Raw genomic sequence first — 18116 nt, forward strand, 5'->3', positions numbered from 1 at the left:
TGATACGTGAACGCAATTCGGCTGGCTCACCGTGTGCGGGACGGACGCACATGGGGGCGAGCAGCTTTCCCACGTCTGAGGAGACAGTGCTGTGACCGGGATCAAGACGACCGGCGAGAAGAAGCTGATGCTCTTCTCCGGCCGCGCCCACCCCGAGCTGGCCGAGGAGGTCGCGCACCAGCTCGGTGTAGGCCTCGTGCCGACCAAGGCTTTCGACTTCGCGAACGGCGAGATCTACGTCCGATTCCAGGAGTCGGCGCGTGGCGCGGACTGCTTCCTGATCCAGAGCCACACGGCTCCGATCAACAAGTGGATCATGGAGCAGCTGATCATGATCGACGCGCTCAAGCGCGCGTCGGCACGCTCCATCACCGTGATCGTCCCGTCCTACGGGTACGCCCGCCAGGACAAGAAGCACAAGGGCCGCGAGCCGATCTCGGCCCGCCTGGTCGCGGACCTGCTGAAGACCGCGGGTGCGGACCGCATCCTCACGGTCGATCTGCACACCGACCAGATCCAGGGCTTCTTCGACGGCCCGGTCGACCACCTTTCGGCCCTGTCGGTCCTCGCGGACTACGTCGGCGCCAAGGTCGACCGCTCCAAGCTGACGATCGTCTCCCCGGACGCCGGCCGCGTACGCGTCGCCGACCGCTGGTGCGACCGTCTGGACGCGCCGCTGGCGATCGTCCACAAGCGCCGTGACAAGGACGTCGCCAACCAGGTGACCGTCCACGAGGTCGTCGGTGAGGTCAAGGGCCGCGTCTGCGTCCTGGTCGACGACATGATCGACACGGGTGGCACCATCTGCGCCGCCGCCGACGCGCTCTTCGCGCACGGCGCGGAGGACGTCATCGTGACGGCCACGCACGGCATCCTGTCGGGCCCGGCCGCCGACCGCCTGAAGAACTCCAAGGTCAGCGAGTTCGTGTTCACGAACACCCTGCCGGACCCGTCCGACCTGGAGCTCGACAAGATCACCGTGCTCTCCATCGCCCCGATGATCGCCCGCGCCGTGCGCGAGGTCTTCGAGGACGGCTCGGTCACCAGCCTGTTCGAAGAGCAGCAGTAAGCACGTCCGCACTGTGCCGACTCCTCAGGGGTCAGATCATTTTTGGGTACGGCCTCCCCGCCGGGTACACTCCTTGAGTTGCTCGGCGAGGGAGGCCGCACCTGTTTTCCACAGGTGGGGATGCTCCGTTATCGACGCGCTCTTCGTAGCAGGCCGTGTTCCGGCCGGGTGACTGTCGTCCATTTCCGTCACCCCACGAGGAGTGAGCATGTCCGAGATCAAGCTTGCCGCGAAGGTCCGCGAAAACTTCGGCAAGGGCTCTGCCCGCCAGGCCCGCCGTGACGCCCTGACCCCCGCGGTCATCTACGGCCACGGCACCGACCCCAAGCACGTCAACGTGGACGCCCACGCCCTCCAGCTGGCGCTGCGTACCCCGAACGTCCTGCTCTCCCTGGACATCGAGGGCGCCGGCACCGAGCTGGTCATCCCGAAGGCCGTTCAGAAGCACCCGCTGAAGCGTTCGATCTCCCACGTCGACTTCCTGATCGTCAAGAAGGGCGAGAAGGTCACCGTCGACGTCGCGATCGTCACCGAGGGCGAGCTGGCCCCGGGCGGCAACATGCTGGAGACCCTCCAGAACACCATCTCCGTCGAGGCCGAGGCCACCCACATCCCGACCGAGGTCACCGTCTCGATCGCGGGCCTGGAGGCCGGTGCCACCATCACCGCCTCCGACCTGGTCCTGCCGGCCGGCACCACGCTGGCCGTCGACGGCGACATCGCCGTCCTGCAGGTCATCGGTGCGGGCACCGAGGAGCCGGCCGCCGAGGGCACCGAGGCCTGAGCCTCGCGCCTCCCCCTCAGCACTTGCTGAACGACCGCCGTCCGGCTCCACTGGAGCGGGACGGCGGTCGTCTTCGTATAAGGAGCTTTTGATGTCGGACGACGCGGCGCCCTGGCTGATCGTGGGTCTCGGGAACCCGGGTGCGGAGTACGCGGGCAACCGCCACAACATCGGTTTCATGGTGGCCGACCTGCTGGCGGAGCGGATGCGCGGCAAGTTCAAGGCGCACAAGGCCCGCGCCCAGGTGGTCGAGGGCCGGATGGGCCCGCCGGGACCGCTGAACCGGCGCGTGGTGCTGGCCAAGCCCATGTCGTTCATGAACCTGTCCGGCGGCCCGGTGACGGCGCTGCGGGACTTCTACAAGGTGCCGCTGGACCGGATCATCGCGGTCCACGACGAGCTGGACATCGACTACCCGACGCTGCGGCTGAAGCTGGGCGGCGGGGACAACGGCCACAACGGCCTGAAGTCCATGACCAAGTCGATGGGCCCGGACTACCACCGGGTGCGCTGCGGCATCGGCCGGCCCCCCGGCCGGATGCAGGTCGCCGACTTCGTGCTGAAGGACTTCTCCTCCACGGAGCGCAAGGAGCTGGACTGGTTCGTCGACCGTTCGGCGGACGCCGTGGAGTGCCTGATCCAGGAGGGCCTGGAACGCGCGCAGTCCACGTACAACAGTTGAAGGGGCCAACAGTTAAAGGGGCCGACAGCCCGAGCGGCCGACAGCCGGACGCGCAAGAGGGCCCGCACACCATCCGGTGTGCGGGCCCTCTTGCGTGCCGTGCGAAGCCTCAGCCGGTGTTGCGCAGACCGGCGGCGACGCCGTTGACGGTGAGGAGCAGCGCCCGGGACAGGATCGGGTCCGCTTCCTCGCCGCGCTCGGCGGCCGCGCGCTGGCGGGCCAGCAGCGAGACCTGGAGGTAGGAGATCGGGTCCAGGTACGCGTCGCGGACCGAGAAGGTCTGCTGGAGGACCGGGTTGGAGTCGAGGAGCTTCTCGCCCCCGGTGATCCGCAGGACCTCGCGGACGGTGAGCTCGTGCTCGGCCTCGATGCGGGCGAAGACGTGCTTGAGCTCGTCGGGCACCAGGGTGTCGACGTAGTGGCGGGCGATCCGCAGGTCCGTCTTGGCCAGCGTCATCTCGACGTTGGACAGGAAGTTGCGGAAGAAGTGCCAGCGCTCGCCCATCTCGGCCAGCGCGTCGCCCTGGCCGGCCTCGCGCAGGGCCTTCAGGCCCGAGCCGACCCCGTACCAGCCGGGGACGATCTGGCGGGACTGGGTCCAGCCGAACACCCACGGGATGGCGCGCAGGCCGTCGAGGCCGGCGCCGGAGTCGGGGCGGCGCGAGGGGCGCGAACCCAGGTGCAGGTCGGCGAGCTGGTCCACGGGGGTGGCGGCGAAGAAGTACGCCGGCAGGTCCGGGTCCTCGACGAGCTCGCGGTACGCGTCGTGCGCGGCGTCCGAGACGGTGTCCATGGCCGCGTCCCAGCGGGCCAGGTCCTCGTCGGACTGGCGCGGGGCGGTGTGCAGGGCGGAGGCCTGGAGGGTGGCCGCGACCGTCAGCTCCAGGTTCTCGCGGGCCAGCGAGGGGACGAGGTACTTGTCGGAGATGACCTCGCCCTGCTCGGTGACCTTGATCTCGCCCTCCAGGGTGCCCCAGGGCTGCGCGAGGATCGCGTCGTGCGAGGGGCCGCCGCCGCGGCCGACGGTGCCGCCGCGGCCGTGGAAGAGGCGCAGGCGCACGCCGTAGCGGTGGGCCACGTCGCGCAGCCGGCGCTGGGCGCGGTGGATCTCCCACTGGGAGGTGGTGATGCCGCCGAACTTGGAGGAGTCGGAGTACCCGAGCATGACCTCCTGGACGTCGCCGCGCAGCGAGACCAGGCGCCGGTAGGAGGGGTCGGCGAGCATCTCGTCGAGGATGACGTCGGCGGCCTTGAGCTCGTCCGTGGTCTCCAGGAGCGGGACGATGCCGATCTTGGCCCAGCCGCCGTGCAGGTCGATGAGGCCGGCCTCGCGGGCGAGGACGGCGGCGGCGAAGACGTCGTCGGCGCCCTGGCACATCGAGATGATGTAGGACTCGATGACCTCGGGGCCGAACTTCTCGAAGGCGTCCTTGATGGCGCCGAACACGCCGAGCGTCTTCTGGCCGGCCGCGTCGAGCGGGGCCGGGGTGGGCGCCAGCGGGCGGCGCGAGCGCAGCTCCTTGGCCAGGAGCCGGCCGCGGTAGTCGCGGGGCATGTCCGCGTAGCGCCAGGACTCCTCGCCGAGCCGGTCGAAGAGCTGGCCCAGCGCGTGGTGGTGGGCGTCCGCGTGCTCGCGCACGTCCATCGTGGCGAGCTGGAGGCCGAAGGCGGCCAGCGTGCGGATGGTGCGGTCCATGCGGCCGTCGGCGAAGAGCGCGCCGCGGTGCTCGCGCAGGGAGGTCTGGATGAGGGTGAGGTCGGTGAGCAGCTCGGCGGTGCCGAGGTAGTCGCGGCCATCCTCGTGCGGGGTGCCCTTGGCGAGGCGCTCGCGGGTGTTGAGGAGCTTCTGCCGGACGCAGGTGGCCTTGAGGCGGTACGGCTCCTCGGCGTTCAGCCGCTTGTAGCGCGGGCTGATCTCCGGGAGGCGCTCCAGGTCGGCCTGGAGGGAGGTGAGGAGCTCCTCGGTGGCGCCGGTGTAGCGGATGGAGTTCGACAGCAGTCCGCGCAGGAAGTCGATGAGTTCCAGGGCGTCGGTGATGCCGTGCTCGTGCTGGAGGATCAGCACGTCCCGGGTCACCTCGGGGGTGACGTTGGGGTTGCCGTCCCGGTCGCCGCCGATCCAGGTGCCGAAGGTGAGCGGGCGGGTGCCGGCCGGGATCTCGATGCCGACGCGCTGGAGCTCGGCGGCGAGGTCTTCCAGGACGTCGCCGACGGCGCCGGCGTGCAGCTCGTCGAGGTAGTAGATGGCGTTGCGCGCCTCGTCGGCGGGCTCCGGACGGACCACGCGCAGTTCGTCGGTCTGCCAGACGAGGTCGATGTTCTCCGCGAGGCGCAGGTCGTGGCGGCGGCGCTCGCCGGCGCCCGCGACGGGCTCCTCCAGGAGGGCCGCGATGCGGCGCAGCTTGTTGAGGACGCTGCGGCGGGCCGCCTCGGTGGGGTGCGCGGTGAAGACGGGGCGGACGTTGAGGTTCTTGACCGTCTCGCGCAGGTGCTCGGGGTCCGCGTCCTTGAGCATGTCGGCCGTGCGGGCCAGCAGGCCCCCCTCGGCGGCGCGGTGGGCGCGCAGTTCCTTGCCGCGGTGCACCTGCTCGGTGACGTTGGCGAGGTGGAAGTAGGTGGAGAAGGCGCGCACCAGCTTGGCGGCGGTCTCCAGGTCGGTGTCGCCGAGCAGCTCGGCGGCCGCGATGCCGTCGGTGCGCGTGAGGGCTCGGACGCGTTCGACCAGGTCGAGGAGGTCTTGGCCCTCCTGGCGTACGAGGGTCTCGCCGAGGAGGTCGCCGAGGCGGCGGATGTCCGCGCGCAGCTCGGCGTTGGCGGCGCCGGCGGGGGAGGTCGCCGGGGCGGTGGTCGAGTGGGCCTGGTCGGCACTGCTCACAGGTGCGGCTCCTTGCAGTGTTTCGAGCGCTACTGGGAGGTGGGCCCCGGTATGCGCGCGGTGGTGGCCGTCCGGACCTGGGTCCGGCGGTGCCACCGCTCCTGATGCGCAGCTCGGGCTGCCCGTGCGGACCGCGCTGTCCGACGACACCAGGATAGGTGGCCCGTACCGGTGACCAGGCCCGTGTGTCACCAGGCGGGACGACGGCCCTGCGGCCAGGGCCGATGGACCCGGCCGCGGGCGCGCTCCTCTTGCCCCGCGGGGGACCTTTGCCATACTTACGTTGCCGTAGGTTACGCACCCGTAGGGATGTGTGGCCGGGCGGCGCGCCTGCCGACTCCCTCACCCTCAGGGGACACACCTATGACCATCAGTCCCGACGTGATCGAGGACGCCTCGGCGTCTTCCGGCACGTCAGTGCCGTCCGCGACCCTCGGCGGTGAGAGCAAGCGGTCCGTGGAGCAGATCGCGCTGCTGCTGTTCATCACCGTCCCCTTCCTCGCACTGCTGGTGGCGCTTCCGCTCGCGTGGGGCTGGGGGGTGAGCTGGCTGGACGTGGGCCTGATGGTCTTCATGTACTTCCTGGCCTGCCACGGGATCACCATCGGCTTCCACCGCTACTTCACTCACGGTTCCTTCAAGGCGAAGCGGCCGCTGCGGATCGCCCTGGCGGTCATGGGCTCGATGGCGGTCGAGGGACCCCTGGTCCGCTGGGTGGCCGACCACCGCAAGCACCACAAGTACTCCGACCACGAGGGCGACCCGCATTCGCCGTGGCGCTTCGGCGAGACGGTGCCGGCCCTGATGAAGGGCCTGTGGTGGGCGCACATCGGGTGGCTTTTCGACGAGGAGCAGACCGACCAGCAGAAGTACGCCCCGGACCTGATCAAGGACCCTGCGATCCGCCGCATCTCGCGCGACTTCATCTTCTGGACGATGTTCTCGCTGGCGCTGCCGCCGCTGGTGGGCGGTCTGGTGACGATGTCGTGGTGGGGCGCCTTCACCGCGTTCTTCTGGGGCTCCCTGGTCCGCGTCGCGCTGCTGCACCACGTGACGTGGTCGATCAACTCGATCTGCCACGCGGTGGGCAAGCGCCCGTTCAAGTCGCGCGACCGCTCCGGCAACGTGTGGTGGCTGGCGGTGCTGTCCTGCGGCGAGTCCTGGCACAACCTGCACCACGCCGACCCGACGTCCGCCCGGCACGGTGTGCTGCGCGGCCAGGTCGACTCCAGCGCACGGCTGATCCGCTGGTTCGAACAGCTGGGCTGGGCGTCCGACGTCCGCTGGCCGTCCGAGGCCCGCATCGACGCCCGGCGCAAGGAAGAAGTGTCGAACGCGGCATGATGGGGGACGTGGGAAACGACGGCAGCAGTTCCAGCAGCGAGAAGCCCAGGCGCAGCCGCCGGGTCCGGATGACGGGCGCCGAACGGCGTCAGCAACTGCTGGACATCGGCCGCACCCTGTTCGCCGAGAAGGGGTTCGAGGGCACGTCGGTGGAGGAGATCGCGGCGAAGGCCGGAGTCTCCAAGCCGGTGGTCTACGAGCACTTCGGCGGCAAGGAGGGCCTCTATGCGGTCGTCGTGGACCGCGAGATGCGCCAGCTGCTGGACGGGGTGACGGGCGCGCTGACGGCCGGGCACCCGCGGGAACTGCTGGAGCAGGCGGCGTTCGCACTGCTGGACTACATCGAGAACTACACGGACGGTTTCCGGATCCTGGTCCGTGACTCCCCCGTGGCCCAGTCGACGGGCACCTTCGCCTCGCTGATCAGCGACATCGCCACGCAGGTCGAGGACATCCTCGGTCTGGAGTTCAAGGCCCGCGGCTTCGACCCGAAGCTGGCCCCGCTGTACGCCCAGGCCCTGGTCGGGATGGTCGCGCTGACCGGGCAGTGGTGGCTGGAGACGCGGCAGCCGAAGAAGGCCGAGGTGGCCGCGCACCTGGTGAACCTGTCCTGGCACGGACTGGAGAACCTGGAGGCGAAGCCGCGGCTGGTGGGCCACCGCAAGAAGTGAGCGCACCCGCCCGTTCGCCGTGCGTGAGCGGGCCATCGCACCTGGTGCCCGGGGCCCGAGGCCCCGGGCACCGCTGCGTTCTGAACGTGATCAAAATAGCTCGTTTAATGTCTAGACAACACGCGCCACACAGGTAGTCTTCGGTAACTCCCGGGGGGGAATGCCGTCTCACGTGCAGCGCAGCACTGCCGCGCGCCGTGGACGAGATCGTTCAGCCCGGTTTCGCCTGACTACCAGGGAGACCTCTTGTCTTTCATGCGCTCCTCGCGCTCCGGCCGCATCGCGGCCTGCACCGCCCTCGCCCTCGCGGCGGGCATGATCCTTTCCGGTACGTCGGCCTCGGCCGCCGAGAAGCCGGTCCCCACGCCGAAGGTCGAGCGGCCCAAGACCGACGACCGCGCCACGGGCGTCCGCCCGCAGGCCCCGGCGACCAAGGGCGCCGCCCGCACGGCGGCCGCCTCGCTGACGCCGCTGCTCGACGTGGACGGTGACGGCTGGTCCGACATCCTGTACCGCGGGCTCAACGACACGTCGTACCTGAAGACCTTCAACGGTCAGAGCGACGCCGAGTACTACATCGACGGCGCGGGCTACGGCGAGGACTTCAAGGACGTCGTCACGGCCGGTGACCTCAACCGCGACGGGCAGCCCGAGCTGCTGACGCTCTCCGTCGCCGGCAAGCTGTCCCTCCTGTCGGCGAACACCGCCGGTACCTACCGCACCGGCTGGTCCGGCGGCGGCTGGAACATCTACAACAAGGTCACCGGTGTCGGCGACGTGACCGGCGACGGCAACGCCGACCTGCTGGCCCGCACCTACGCGGGCTCCCTGTACCTGTACCCGGGCAACGGCACGGCCGGCTCCGGCAGCCCGTACGGCGCCCGCATCTCCCTCGGCGGCGGCTGGGACGGCTACTCCCAGATCGTCGGCGGCGGCGGCGACTTCAACGGCGACGGCCGCGCCGACCTGGTGGCGGCCACGCCGGGCGGCACGCTCTACGTCTACCCGGGCAAGGCCGGCGGCGGCTTCGGCGACCGGATCAAGAGCGGCACCGGCTGGAACATGTACAACCAGCTCTTCGTGCTGACCAACAACACGGGCGGCAACTGGCTCGTGGGCCGCGACGCGAGCGGCAAGACGTGGACCTACGCTCCCAAGTCCTCCGGAGGCTTCGCCGACCGTAAGGTGCTGGGCTCCAACTGGCACTACACCAACCTGTTCGCCGGCCAGGGCGGCGTGCCCGCGCACGGCCGCGCCGAGCTGGTCGGCCGCACCGGCGCCGGCGCCGTCTACTGGTACGGCGGCAGGATGAACGGCGGCTTCGACGACCGCCAGAAGATCCTGAGCAACGGCGAAGCGCCGATCAGCCAGGTCGGCATGGCCATGGCCTCCTCCTTCAACGCCACGAACGACGCCCAGTTCCTCATGTGGGGCGGCGGCAAGCTCTACATCGGCGACCACTACCTGGGCGCCGGCTGGGACATCTACAACTCCCTCGTCGGCCCGGGCGACATCAACGGCGACGGCTACGGCGACCTGCTGGCCCGCGACAAGTCCAACGTGCTGTGGCTCTACCCGAGCTACGGCAACGGCTACCAGTTCCGCGACCGGATCCGCCTCGGCGCCGGCTGGGGCATCTACAACAAGCTCCTGGGCGCCGGCGACGTGACCGGCGACGGCCGCGCCGACCTGCTCGCGCGCGGTACGGACGGCACGCTGTGGGCCTACCCGGGCACCGGCACCAAGAGCTTCGGCGACCGCGTCAAGATCGGCACCGGCTGGAACGGCCTGAAGAAGCTGGCCGCGGTCGGCGACATCACCGGTGACGGCCGCACCGACCTCGTCGGCGTCGACTCCGCCGGCACGGCGTTCGTGTACAAGGCGACGGGCTTCAAGGGCCTGAACACCTTCCAGGGCAGCACCTCCATCGGTGGAGGCTGGAACACCTACGCGGAACTGCACTAGTCGGTCCCGCGCACACGAAGGCGCCCCGCCACCGGATCTCCGGTGGCGGGGCGCCTTCGTGTGCGCCGTGGCCGTTCAGCGGCCGACGCGTTCCGGGGTGTGCCGTTCCAGGAACTCCAGCCGGTTGCCCACCGGATCCTCGGAGTAGAAGCGGCGGTGCCCCGGCAGGTTGTCGTCCCAGACGACCGTGGCACCCCGCTCCTCCAGTCTGCCGGCGTAGGCCTCGATGCCGTCGACCCTGAGTCCCGGGTGGGCCTTGCGGGCGGGGTGGAAGTCCTCCTCGATGCCCAGGTGGAGCTGGACCGGCCCGGCGGCGAACCAGCAGCCGCCGCGCGCCGCGAGCACCGGCGGCTTGGGGATCTCGGTCATGCCGAGCACCTCGGTGTAATAGGCCCGAAGCCGGTCCTCCGAGCCGGGCGGGGCGGCGAGCTGGACGTGGTCGACTCCGGCGAGCATGCTCAGGCCTCCCTGCGGGCGACGGCGAAGATCCGGCGGAACGGGAAGACGGTGCCCCGGGGGCCCGTGGGGTAGGCCGCGCGAAGCAGGGTGCGGTACTCGGCGAGGAAGGCCTCGGCGGCCTCCTCGTCGTCGGCCAGCGCGGTGAGCACGGGCCGCAGCGCGGTGCCCTTCACCCAGTCCAGTACCGGGTCGGAGCCCTCGAGGAGCTGGTGGTAGGTGGTCTCCCACACGTCGGCGGCGCAGCCGAGCTCGGTGAACCGCTCCAGGTATCCGGAGGGTTCGAGGATGTGGATGTAGCGGGCTCCGTGTCCGGCGAGCCGGGCCCGCCAGCGCGGGGTGTCGCACAGCTCGGCGAGGATCCGGTGGCTGGGGGCGGTGAAGTTGCCGGGGATCTGGAAGGCGAAGGTCCCGCCGGGGCGCAGTCCGTTGACCCAGGGGGCGAAGGAGCCGGCGTGGCCGGGGACCCACTGGAAGGCGGCGTTGGAGACGATCAGGTCGTAGGGCTCCTCCGGGAGCCAGTCGGCGAGGTTGCCGTGGCGGAAGTCGAGCCTGCCTCCGCCGCCGGTGGGGCCGGCGTATTCGGCATCGGCGCGGTGGAGCATCTCGGGGGAGAGGTCGTAGCCGGTGATGTGGGCCTCGGGCCAGCGGTCCGCGAGGAGCGCGGTGACGTTGCCGGGTCCGCAGCCGAGGTCCGCGATCCGGGCGGCCCGGGAGGGGAGCTCGGGTATGCGGGCCAGAAGGTCGAGGAAGGGCCTGGCCCGGTGGCCGGCGTGCCGGAGGTACTGCTGCGGGTCCCATGTGGGGGCGGTGGGGGTGGTCGGCGCGGTGGGCGCCACGTCCGTGGTCGACGCCGGAATCCTGGCCGGCGCGGTATCGGAATGCATGTTCGGGCCTCCCTGCTGGCAGTGCGGTCGGAATCGGAAGCTGCTCCGGCCCCCTCCATGCCCCATGGTGGCGGAAAATATATCTCGATGTCAAGATACTTGAGATCGAGATGCTCGATTTAAAGAGACTTCACGTCGACAGACCCTTTACACTGATCCGCATGGAGGACGAGGTCGACCGACTGGTCGCGGCATGGCGGCGGGAACGCCCTGACCTCGACGTGGAACCACTCGAGGTGCTCAGCCGCGTCAGCAGGCTCGCGCGGCATCTCGATCGCGCCCGCCGGCTGGCCTTCTCCGAGCACGGTCTGGAGCCCTGGGAGTTCGACGTCCTGACCTCGCTGCGGCGAGCGGGCGCGCCCTACCAGCTCTCCCCCGGCCAGCTGTTGACGCAGACCCTGGTGACCTCCGGGACCATGACCAACCGCATCGACCGGCTCGCCAAGAAGGGCCTCGTCGAACGGCTGCCGGACCCCAACGACCGCCGCGGGGTCCTGGTGCGCCTCAGCCCCGAAGGTCGCGACCGCGCCGACCAGGCGCTCGCCGGGCTGCTGGCCCAGGAACGGGCGATCCTGGCCCAGCTCTCGCGGACGCAGCGCGCCGATCTCGCCGGCCTGCTACGCCAGTTGACCGCTCCGTTCGACAACATCCCCGGCTAGTCCCTGCCCCGGCAGTCCCGGCAGGTCGGCGGGGCGTACGCCGGCCCGCCGGGCCAGGGCGACCGCCGCGAGCGTGGAGTGCACCCCCAGCTTGCCCAGCACGTTCTGCATGTGGGTGCGGACGGTGTGCGGGGAGAGGAACAGCCGCGCGGCCACGTCCTTGCGGCCCAGTCCCGCCACCATGCAGCGCAGCACCTCGTGCTCCCTGGGCGTGAGGGACTCCACCAGCCGTTCGCTGTCGGTACGGTGCTTGCGCGCCGCGGTCAGCTCGCGGAGCACTCCGGTGAGCAGCGCGGGCGGAAGGTGCGTCTCCTCGCGCAGGACTCCGCGGATGACGGCCAGGAGCCGGGACAGCGAGCAGTCCTTGGCCACCCAGCCCGACGCTCCCGCCTGGAGCGCGAGGGCGGCCCGGCGTGCGTCGTCGCGCTCGGCGAGTACGACCGTACGGACCTCGGGATGGGACACGCGTACGCCTGCCACCAGCGCGATCCCGTCGGCGGCGGGCGGGACGGAGGCGGACTCCCGCTGGGCGGGGACGCCCGCGGGGACGGCGGCCAGGTCGGAGTCGACGAGCAGGACGTCGAAGCGGCGGCCCTCGGCCACCGCGCGTTCGAGGCAGCGCAGCGCGGCGGGGCCACTGCCGGCCGCGGAGACGTCCACGTCCGGTTCGGCCGCGAGCGCGGCGGCGAGAGATTCGGCGAAGATACGGTGATCGTCGACCACGAGTACCCGGATACGGACCACAAAACCCCCAAGGGTCGGGGAACGGACGACTGCGGGTACGACGCCCGGACCGGGTGATCCGCAGGCGCCGCGGCCGCCGCCGTGACATCTCTGCACTACCCCGGACCGGACGTCGTACCCGACTTGTCTCGACCCCTGAATCAACACCGGCCCCCACCGGTGTCACGCATCAGCGTAGGGCCGGGGTCGGCTCGTGGTTGGCCGAATTGCAGAAGTTTTTCGAGCGATTTTCCGGCGAGGCGCTTCCGAAGGGGCTCCGGGGTGGCTTGAAATCGCCTACTTCCTGTCCGCGGAAGGCCCGTTCCGTCCGGTCGTGTGCCATGGGCAGTTGCACGGAGGGTATTTCACTCGGCGTGCGCACGCCGGGCGCCCGCGTGCAGCGCCCGGCGAGGGCGCGCCCGGAACGCACGCGCGCCCCCGCCCTGGTGGGGGCGGGGGCGCGGGCGCGGCAGGGGTGGGGCGGGGGTACCGGAGGGCTCAGCCGCGCCGGGCGCGGGTGAAGTTCCAGGCGTCCGTCACGATGCCCGTGAGGTCCGAGCGGGTCGGGGTCCAGCCGAGGCGCTCGTGGGCCGTGCGGGCGGAGGCGACGAGGAAGGCCGGGTCGCCGGCCCGGCGGGGGGCCACGATCTCGGGAATCTCCTTCCCGGTGACCTTGCGGACCGTCTCGATGACCTCGCGGACGGAAAACCCGCTGCCGTTGCCGAGGTTGCACACCAGGTGCTCGCCCCCGGCGGCGACCCGCAGCGCCGCCAGGTGGGCCTCCGCGAGGTCGGCGACGTGGATGTAGTCCCGGACGCAGGTGCCGTCCGGGGTCGGGTAGTCCTCACCGAACACGGAGATCGACTCCCGCTCGCCGAGGGCCACTTGCAGCACCAGCGGGATCAGGTGGGTCTCGGGGTCGTGCAGTTCTCCGAACTGCCCGTACGCGCCGGCCACGTTGAAGTAGCGCAGCGAGACCGCCGCGAGGCCGTGCGCCACGCACTCTCCCGCGATCATGTGGTCGACGGCGAGCTTCGAGGCCCCGTACGGGTTGGTGGGGGCGGTCACCGAGGACTCGGTCAGCGGACCGTCGCCGGGCTCCCCGTAGGTGGCCGCGGTGGAGGAGAACACCAGTCGGCGCACTCCCGCCCCGCGCATCGCGGCCAGCAGGGCCAGGGTGCCGCCGACGTTGTTCTCCCAGTACTTGCCGGGGTTCACCACGGATTCGCCGACCTGCGAGGAGGCCGCGAAGTGCAGGACCCCGTCGTAGGAGGGGTCCAGGTACTCGGCGGCGTCCTGGATCCGGCCCTCGATGAACGCGGCGCCCGACGGCACCCCGGAACGGAAGCCGGTGGAGAGGTCGTCGAGGACGGTGACCTCGTGGCCCGCCTCCAGGAGGTGGGCCGCGACCACCCCGCCCACGTATCCGGCTCCGCCGGTGACCAGGTATTTGGAATCCTTGGAAGACGCGGTCTCGCTCACGTGCCTGCTGCCTCTCGCCGGGGAACGCACGCACCGTACGCGTGCTGGTCACCGGCATACCCGAATCCGCGCCGCCGGGGAAATCCCGGGCCCGGATCAGGGCCGGGCGCCCCCGGACGGCAGCGGTCCGGCCCGGTCCAGCAGACCCGTACGCGCGGCCAGCGCGGCCGCCTCCAGCCGCGAGCCCACGCCCAGCTTCATCAGCACCCGCTGGACGTGTGTGCGCGCGGTGCTCGGCGCGATGGCCATGCCGGCGGCGATGAGCCGGGTGTCCTCGCCCTCGGCGACCCGGACCAGCACCTCCACCTCGCGCGGGGTGAGCAGCCGCAGCAGCCGGCTGCCCTCGTCGTCGGGCTGGGCGGCGGGGTTGAGCAGCTCGGCGAAGGCCCCCTGCAACAGCTGCGGCGAGATGGCCACTTCCCCCGCCCGGGCCTTGGCCAGGGCCCGCTCCACGCCCTCGATGCGCTCGTCGTGGCGTACGTACCCCGAGGCGCCGGCCGCGAAGGCGGCGGCGATCCCGCGCGGGCTCGGCACCGGTCCCAGGACCACCACGGCGATCTGCGGACGCTCCCGCTTGATCCGGACGATCGGCTCGAAGACCCCGGGCTCGGCGGGCGTGGCGGTGCCCAGCAGGCAGACCTCCGGGGCCCGGCTGATGACCAGTTCGGCGGCGCCCGCGGCCGGGGCGGCGGCCGCCAGCACCCGGTGGCCGCGCAGTTTCAGGGCCGAGGCGAGCGCCTCGGCCAGCAGCCGGTGCTCGTCGACCACCATGACCCGTACGCCCATTGGGACACCCACCCCCGCCCTTCTGACCCGGCAAGCTACACGCTTGTTCGACGGCGCGGTGCGGATACCGCCCAGAAGCCCCCGGAAGGACGGACCTTCCGGGGGCTTCCGGGTGTTCTGGGGGTTCTGCGGGGTCTGGAGGTCCGGGGGCCGGAGCTCCGGGGGTCCGGGCGGCTGCCGCCGCCGGTCAGCCCGTCGTGAAGGAGACGAAGGAGTAGTACGGGTCGGAACCCGAGGACCTGCTCATCACGGCGGTGCGGGCGATGAAGAACTTCCCGTTGCCGTAGCGGAATTCTCCGGAGTCCGGCAGGAACTGGGTCTCGGCGCGCTGCGACTCCTTGGTCGCCGGGTTCTGCATGAGCACCGTCTCCTTCATCGTCTTGCCGTCGATGGAGACGACCTGGCCGCCGCCGTCGTAGGGCGGGACCTTGTAGGCGATGAGGTTGGAGCCGTCCATCCGCAGCGGGTAGACGGTGTAGCGCTCGCCGGCGTCGGCGCGGTCGGTGGTCAGTTTGCCGGTCTCCAGGTCGAAGGAGACGATCTCGTTGGTGCGGCCGTTTTCGGCCGATCCCTTGTGCTCCTCGGTCGGCAGGTAGAGCTTGCCGTTGCCGACGACCATGTTGGTGCAGTCCTCGACCTCGGTGGCCCCGCACTCGGGGTTGTAGTTGCCCGAGGTGAGCGGGATGCGCGTCTTGAGCTGGCCCGCATCGTCGACGACGAAGAGGTCGCTGACGCCGATGGCGTTCTTGGACGTGTCGTTGACGTCCGCCGCGACGATCAGCGGCTTGGTGGAGACGATCTGGGCGAAGTCGAGACCCCCGGCGGGGAGCTTGTACGAGGACTTCGGCGCACCGCTGACCGGGTCGAGGGTCTGGGCGTACAGCGCGTAGTCCGGGTGCTGGCCGCACCGGCGGATCACCGCGAGGGCCGGGCCGCCCCCGTAGCCGAGGTCCTCGCACCGGTCCGCGTCGGTCTTCGCGGACCACAGGACCTTGCCGTCGGCGAGGTTCCAGGCGGCGCCGCCGCTCAGGCCGCCCGCGGCGACGGTCTGGCCGCTGACGGTCACCTCGGCGAGCACGACGGGCTTGTCGCCGCCGGTCTGGGACTTGGCGGTGGCCTTCCACAGGAGCTTGCCGGTGTTCAGGTCGATGACGCCGACCTGCCTGCACTGCGGGTACTTCTTCTCGGCCGTCGGCATGGCCTCGTCGAAGAGGACCGCCGTCTTGTTGTCCGAGACCCAGCGGCTGGCGGCGCAGACGTTGGCGCCGAGCGGGACCTCCCACTTCTTGCTGCCGTCAGTCAGGTTGTAGCCGACGACCTTGGCCATGTCGGACTTGGCGTAGGTGGTGTCGGTGAGCCAGGAGCCGGGGATCTGGACGATCTCCTTCGACTCCGGCATCGGGACGTTGACCAGGGTCTTCGACTTGGTCTTGGCCGGTACCTTCTCGGTGCCGCCGCCGCCCGGGGCCTTGTCGCCGCCGGGGCTCGCGCTGCCGCCGGCCACGGGCTGGTCGCCGGAGCCCCCTTCCTCGCCGGAGACGTACCAGAAGCCGCCGCCGACGATGAGGACGATGGCCAGGAGGGCCGCGCCGACGATCATCAGCTGCGTGCGGACGTCGTTGCCGCCGCCGGCCGGGACGGCCGGGCTCTGGGCCGCGTACATGGGCGTGGTGCCGGGCTGCTGCGGATAGCCGTAGGACTGCTCCTGCGGATACCCGTACGAGGCCTGCCCGCCGGGGGACGCGGCCGGCGCCGGGACGGTCGGCGGCTGGGCCGGGGGCGGCGGGGGGCCGGCCGGCATGGCCGGGGGCGCCGGCGGGGGCGGGGGCGCGGAGAAGCCGCCCGGCGGCGGGTCCTGCGGCGCGCCGAACCCGCCGGACGGCGGCTGGCTGGGGGGCGGCGGGGTACTCATCGGTGCTACTGCCTCTCGGTGGGCGGTTCGGCGGACTGCTCGTTCTCGGGGCGGTCGCTCACTTGCCGAAGACCATCAGGAACTTCTCGCTCTTGTTGTCGGCCTGCAGGTGGGAGGCGGAGACGAACAGCCGGCCGTCCACGTAGTCCACGTTCGGGGAGAGGAAGGAACTCTCCACCGGGGCGGCGGCGCCGGACGGGTTGCGCAGGACCGCGGTGGGCGTGCCCCCGCCGGCCGGGATGGTGAGGACCTCGCCGCCCTTCTCTCTCTCCGCCTCGCGGTAGACGACGACCTGGCCGCCCGCCGCCTCGAGCGGGGTGACGGTGCGGCCCTCGCCGGCCGGGGTGCGCCACTTCACCTTGCCGGTGCCGAGGTCGAAGGCGACGATCTCGTTCGGCTTGCCGATGTCGGCCTTGGTGGGCAGGTAGAGGGTGTTCGCGTCCACGTAGGAGGAACCACAGCTCTGGATCGAGCGGTTGAAGAGGCCGCCGCAGCCGACCGGGAAGCTGCCCTCGCCGGAGACGGTGGCGCGCTGCTTGCCGTCGGGTCCGAGGACCACGATGGAGCGCTCCTTGTCGCCGTTGCCGAGGTCGAGGACGATCGGGTCCAGCGAGTAGACGTTCTTGACCTGGAAGTCCTTGGGGAGCTTGTAGATCCAGGTGCCCTTGCCGGTGGCCGGGTCGGCGTCCATGACCTGGACGGTCTTGTCGACGTCCTGGCAGGTCGCGACGGCGAGCATCTTGCCGTTCATGGCGACGAAGTCGCTGGGCCGGCAGCCCTCTTCCACGTTGTTGCTGAAGAGCTTGTCCCCGGTGCTGACCTTGAACGCGCTGCTCGTGCCCATCCGGTTGACGACGAGGGAATCGCCGGTGAGGGCGAGGTCCGGGTTGGTGAAGATGTCGAAGAGATTCTCCTTGGGGACCTCCTTCGACCATCCCTCCTTGCCGGCCTTGAGGTCGATCATCCGCATCTGGTTGCAGTCGGCGCTGGTGGACTCGCCGTTCTTGTACATGACGACGGTCTTGCCGTCCGCGGTCATGTCGGTGACCCCGCAGATGACGGCGGGGAGGGTCAGGGTCCACTTCTCCTTGCCGTCCTTGACCCCGTAGGCGGTGACCGACTTCCAGACGGACTTGACGACGGTGTCGCCGACGATCCACTGCCCCTTGGAGTCGACGCCCCCGCCGGGGCCGTCGATCTTGCTGCTCTTGAACCAGAGGACCTTGCCCTCGCCCTGCTTGCGGCCGGCGTTGAGGTCTTCTTCCTCCTCACCGCCGTTGCCGCTGCCGTCCCCCTTGTCCACGGAGGCGGAGGCGGAGGGCGAGGCCTTGTCGTCCGCGGGCGGGGTGGTGTCCTGCCCGATGACCCGGTCGGTGCCCTCGTCCTTGCCGGCGAAGAACGCGAAGTAGCCGCCGGTGCCCAGGATGAGCACGCCGGCGACGGAGGCCGCGATCAGCACGGCGAGCTTCTTCTTCGGGCCGCCGGGCGGCCCGGGCGGCATGCCGGGGGCACCCGGGGCGCCGGGGGGCATGTGCGGGGGCGGCGGAGGGAAGCCGTAGCCCCCGGGCGGCTGCGCGCCGTACGGGCCCTGCGGCTGCTGACCGTACGGCCCCTGCTGCGGGGGCTGCTGCTGCGGGGGCTGCTGCGCGTACGGGTTCTCGCCCTGCGGCGGGAAACCGTAACCGGGCTGCGGGGGCCCTGGCAGGTGCCCGTAACCGGAAGGGTTCGGCGGCTGGTTCGGCGGCTGGGGCGGCTCGGTCATCAGCGCATACCTTCGGCTTCGGGTGTGGGAGGAAGCCCTTTCTATCACTGCCGACGAGA

Annotated in this window: 15 protein-coding genes; 7 read left to right on the forward strand and 8 right to left on the reverse strand. The window is 70.9% G+C overall.

The genetic code is table 11. From position 1 onward, the window contains the following. The first annotated feature begins 91 nt into the window (after positions 1 to 91). From ACFYM0_RS08050 to pth, 3 genes are all read left to right on the forward strand, one after another. On the forward strand, positions 92 to 1069 hold the full coding sequence (locus tag ACFYM0_RS08050) for a ribose-phosphate diphosphokinase (RefSeq protein WP_112451977.1): 978 nt from the start codon (positions 92 to 94) through the stop codon (positions 1067 to 1069). Positions 1070 to 1277: 208 nt separating this feature from the next. Further along, the gene (locus ACFYM0_RS08055) at positions 1278 to 1853 is read left to right on the forward strand and encodes a 50S ribosomal protein L25/general stress protein Ctc (protein WP_385380100.1); all 576 of its coding nucleotides are present in this window, start codon (positions 1278 to 1280) and stop codon (positions 1851 to 1853) included. Positions 1854 to 1944: 91 nt separating this feature from the next. Beyond that, on the forward strand, positions 1945 to 2535 hold the full coding sequence (gene pth / locus ACFYM0_RS08060) for an aminoacyl-tRNA hydrolase (RefSeq protein ID WP_327253105.1): 591 nt from the start codon (positions 1945 to 1947) through the stop codon (positions 2533 to 2535). Positions 2536 to 2644: 109 nt separating this feature from the next. Here pth and ppc read toward each other — a convergent pair whose 3' ends face one another. Beyond that, complete coding sequence (gene ppc, locus ACFYM0_RS08065; RefSeq protein ID WP_388497942.1) at positions 2645 to 5410, reverse strand: phosphoenolpyruvate carboxylase; 2766 nt, start codon at positions 5408 to 5410, stop codon at positions 2645 to 2647. Positions 5411 to 5773: 363 nt separating this feature from the next. On the opposite strand from ppc, the gene ACFYM0_RS08070 reads away from it, so the two are divergent. From ACFYM0_RS08070 to ACFYM0_RS08080, 3 genes are all read left to right on the forward strand, one after another. Then, on the forward strand, positions 5774 to 6754 hold the full coding sequence (locus ACFYM0_RS08070) for an acyl-CoA desaturase (RefSeq protein ID WP_388497945.1): 981 nt from the start codon (positions 5774 to 5776) through the stop codon (positions 6752 to 6754). Continuing rightward, a complete protein-coding gene (locus tag ACFYM0_RS08075) occupies positions 6751 to 7425 on the forward strand; it encodes a TetR family transcriptional regulator (protein ID WP_383947427.1) in 675 nt (224 codons plus the stop codon). The genes ACFYM0_RS08070 and ACFYM0_RS08075 overlap by 4 nt, the downstream gene beginning before the upstream one ends. 255 nt (positions 7426 to 7680) lie before the next feature. Then, complete coding sequence (locus tag ACFYM0_RS08080) at positions 7681 to 9390, forward strand: FG-GAP repeat domain-containing protein (RefSeq protein WP_388498492.1); 1710 nt, start codon at positions 7681 to 7683, stop codon at positions 9388 to 9390. Between the two features lie 75 nt (positions 9391 to 9465). On the opposite strand, the gene ACFYM0_RS08085 is transcribed toward ACFYM0_RS08080, so the two are convergent. Further along, the gene (locus ACFYM0_RS08085) at positions 9466 to 9846 is read right to left on the reverse strand and encodes a VOC family protein (protein WP_388497948.1); all 381 of its coding nucleotides are present in this window, start codon (positions 9844 to 9846) and stop codon (positions 9466 to 9468) included. Positions 9847 to 9848: 2 nt separating this feature from the next. Next, the gene (locus tag ACFYM0_RS08090) at positions 9849 to 10733 is read right to left on the reverse strand and encodes a trans-aconitate 2-methyltransferase (RefSeq protein ID WP_388497950.1); all 885 of its coding nucleotides are present in this window, start codon (positions 10731 to 10733) and stop codon (positions 9849 to 9851) included. A gap of 161 nt (positions 10734 to 10894) precedes the next feature. Between ACFYM0_RS08090 and ACFYM0_RS08095 the strand changes: the two genes are divergently transcribed. Next, positions 10895 to 11392, forward strand: coding sequence for a MarR family winged helix-turn-helix transcriptional regulator (locus tag ACFYM0_RS08095; protein WP_254385882.1), 498 nt, complete (start codon positions 10895 to 10897; stop codon positions 11390 to 11392). Here the strand turns inward: ACFYM0_RS08095 and ACFYM0_RS08100 are convergent. From ACFYM0_RS08100 to ACFYM0_RS08120, 5 genes are all read right to left on the reverse strand, one after another. Next, positions 11351 to 12136 (reverse strand): LuxR C-terminal-related transcriptional regulator, encoded by a 786-nt coding sequence (locus ACFYM0_RS08100; RefSeq protein WP_388497953.1) that lies wholly within the window; start codon positions 12134 to 12136, stop codon positions 11351 to 11353. The genes ACFYM0_RS08095 and ACFYM0_RS08100 overlap by 42 nt on opposite strands. Before the next feature lie 477 nt (positions 12137 to 12613). Then, on the reverse strand, positions 12614 to 13597 hold the full coding sequence (gene galE / locus ACFYM0_RS08105; RefSeq protein ID WP_388497955.1) for a UDP-glucose 4-epimerase GalE: 984 nt from the start codon (positions 13595 to 13597) through the stop codon (positions 12614 to 12616). 96 nt (positions 13598 to 13693) lie between these two features. Beyond that, positions 13694 to 14383, reverse strand: coding sequence for a response regulator transcription factor (locus ACFYM0_RS08110; RefSeq protein WP_388498493.1), 690 nt, complete (start codon positions 14381 to 14383; stop codon positions 13694 to 13696). Between the two features lie 187 nt (positions 14384 to 14570). Continuing rightward, complete coding sequence (locus ACFYM0_RS08115) at positions 14571 to 16295, reverse strand: PQQ-binding-like beta-propeller repeat protein (protein ID WP_388497957.1); 1725 nt, start codon at positions 16293 to 16295, stop codon at positions 14571 to 14573. Between the two features lie 58 nt (positions 16296 to 16353). Then, entirely contained in the window at positions 16354 to 18057 is a 1704-nt protein-coding gene (locus tag ACFYM0_RS08120; protein ID WP_388497959.1) for a PQQ-binding-like beta-propeller repeat protein, read from the reverse strand. Positions 18058 to 18116: the final 59 nt, after the last annotated feature.

This window comes from Streptomyces sp. NPDC006487 (assembly GCF_042870555.1).
Taxonomy (GTDB): domain Bacteria; phylum Actinomycetota; class Actinomycetes; order Streptomycetales; family Streptomycetaceae; genus Streptomyces.

Bases quoted from the DNA above. Each gene is read 5' to 3' on its own strand.
- ACFYM0_RS08055 (WP_385380100.1), top strand. From the start codon at position 1,278: ATGTCCGAGATCAAGCTTGCCGCGAAGGTCCGCGAAAACTTCGGCAAG.
- pth (WP_327253105.1), top strand. From the start codon at position 1,945: ATGTCGGACGACGCGGCGCCCTGGCTGATCGTGGGTCTCGGGAACCCG.
- ACFYM0_RS08070 (WP_388497945.1), top strand. From the start codon at position 5,774: ATGACCATCAGTCCCGACGTGATCGAGGACGCCTCGGCGTCTTCCGGC.
- ACFYM0_RS08075 (WP_383947427.1), top strand. From the start codon at position 6,751: ATGATGGGGGACGTGGGAAACGACGGCAGCAGTTCCAGCAGCGAGAAG.
- ACFYM0_RS08080 (WP_388498492.1), top strand. From the start codon at position 7,681: ATGCGCTCCTCGCGCTCCGGCCGCATCGCGGCCTGCACCGCCCTCGCC.
- ACFYM0_RS08085 (WP_388497948.1), bottom strand. From the start codon at position 9,846: ATGCTCGCCGGAGTCGACCACGTCCAGCTCGCCGCCCCGCCCGGCTCG.
- ACFYM0_RS08090 (WP_388497950.1), bottom strand. From the start codon at position 10,733: ATGCATTCCGATACCGCGCCGGCCAGGATTCCGGCGTCGACCACGGAC.
- ACFYM0_RS08095 (WP_254385882.1), top strand. From the start codon at position 10,895: ATGGAGGACGAGGTCGACCGACTGGTCGCGGCATGGCGGCGGGAACGC.
- ACFYM0_RS08110 (WP_388498493.1), bottom strand. From the start codon at position 14,383: ATGGGCGTACGGGTCATGGTGGTCGACGAGCACCGGCTGCTGGCCGAG.
- ACFYM0_RS08115 (WP_388497957.1), bottom strand. From the start codon at position 16,295: ATGAGTACCCCGCCGCCCCCCAGCCAGCCGCCGTCCGGCGGGTTCGGC.
- ACFYM0_RS08120 (WP_388497959.1), bottom strand. From the start codon at position 18,057: ATGACCGAGCCGCCCCAGCCGCCGAACCAGCCGCCGAACCCTTCCGGT.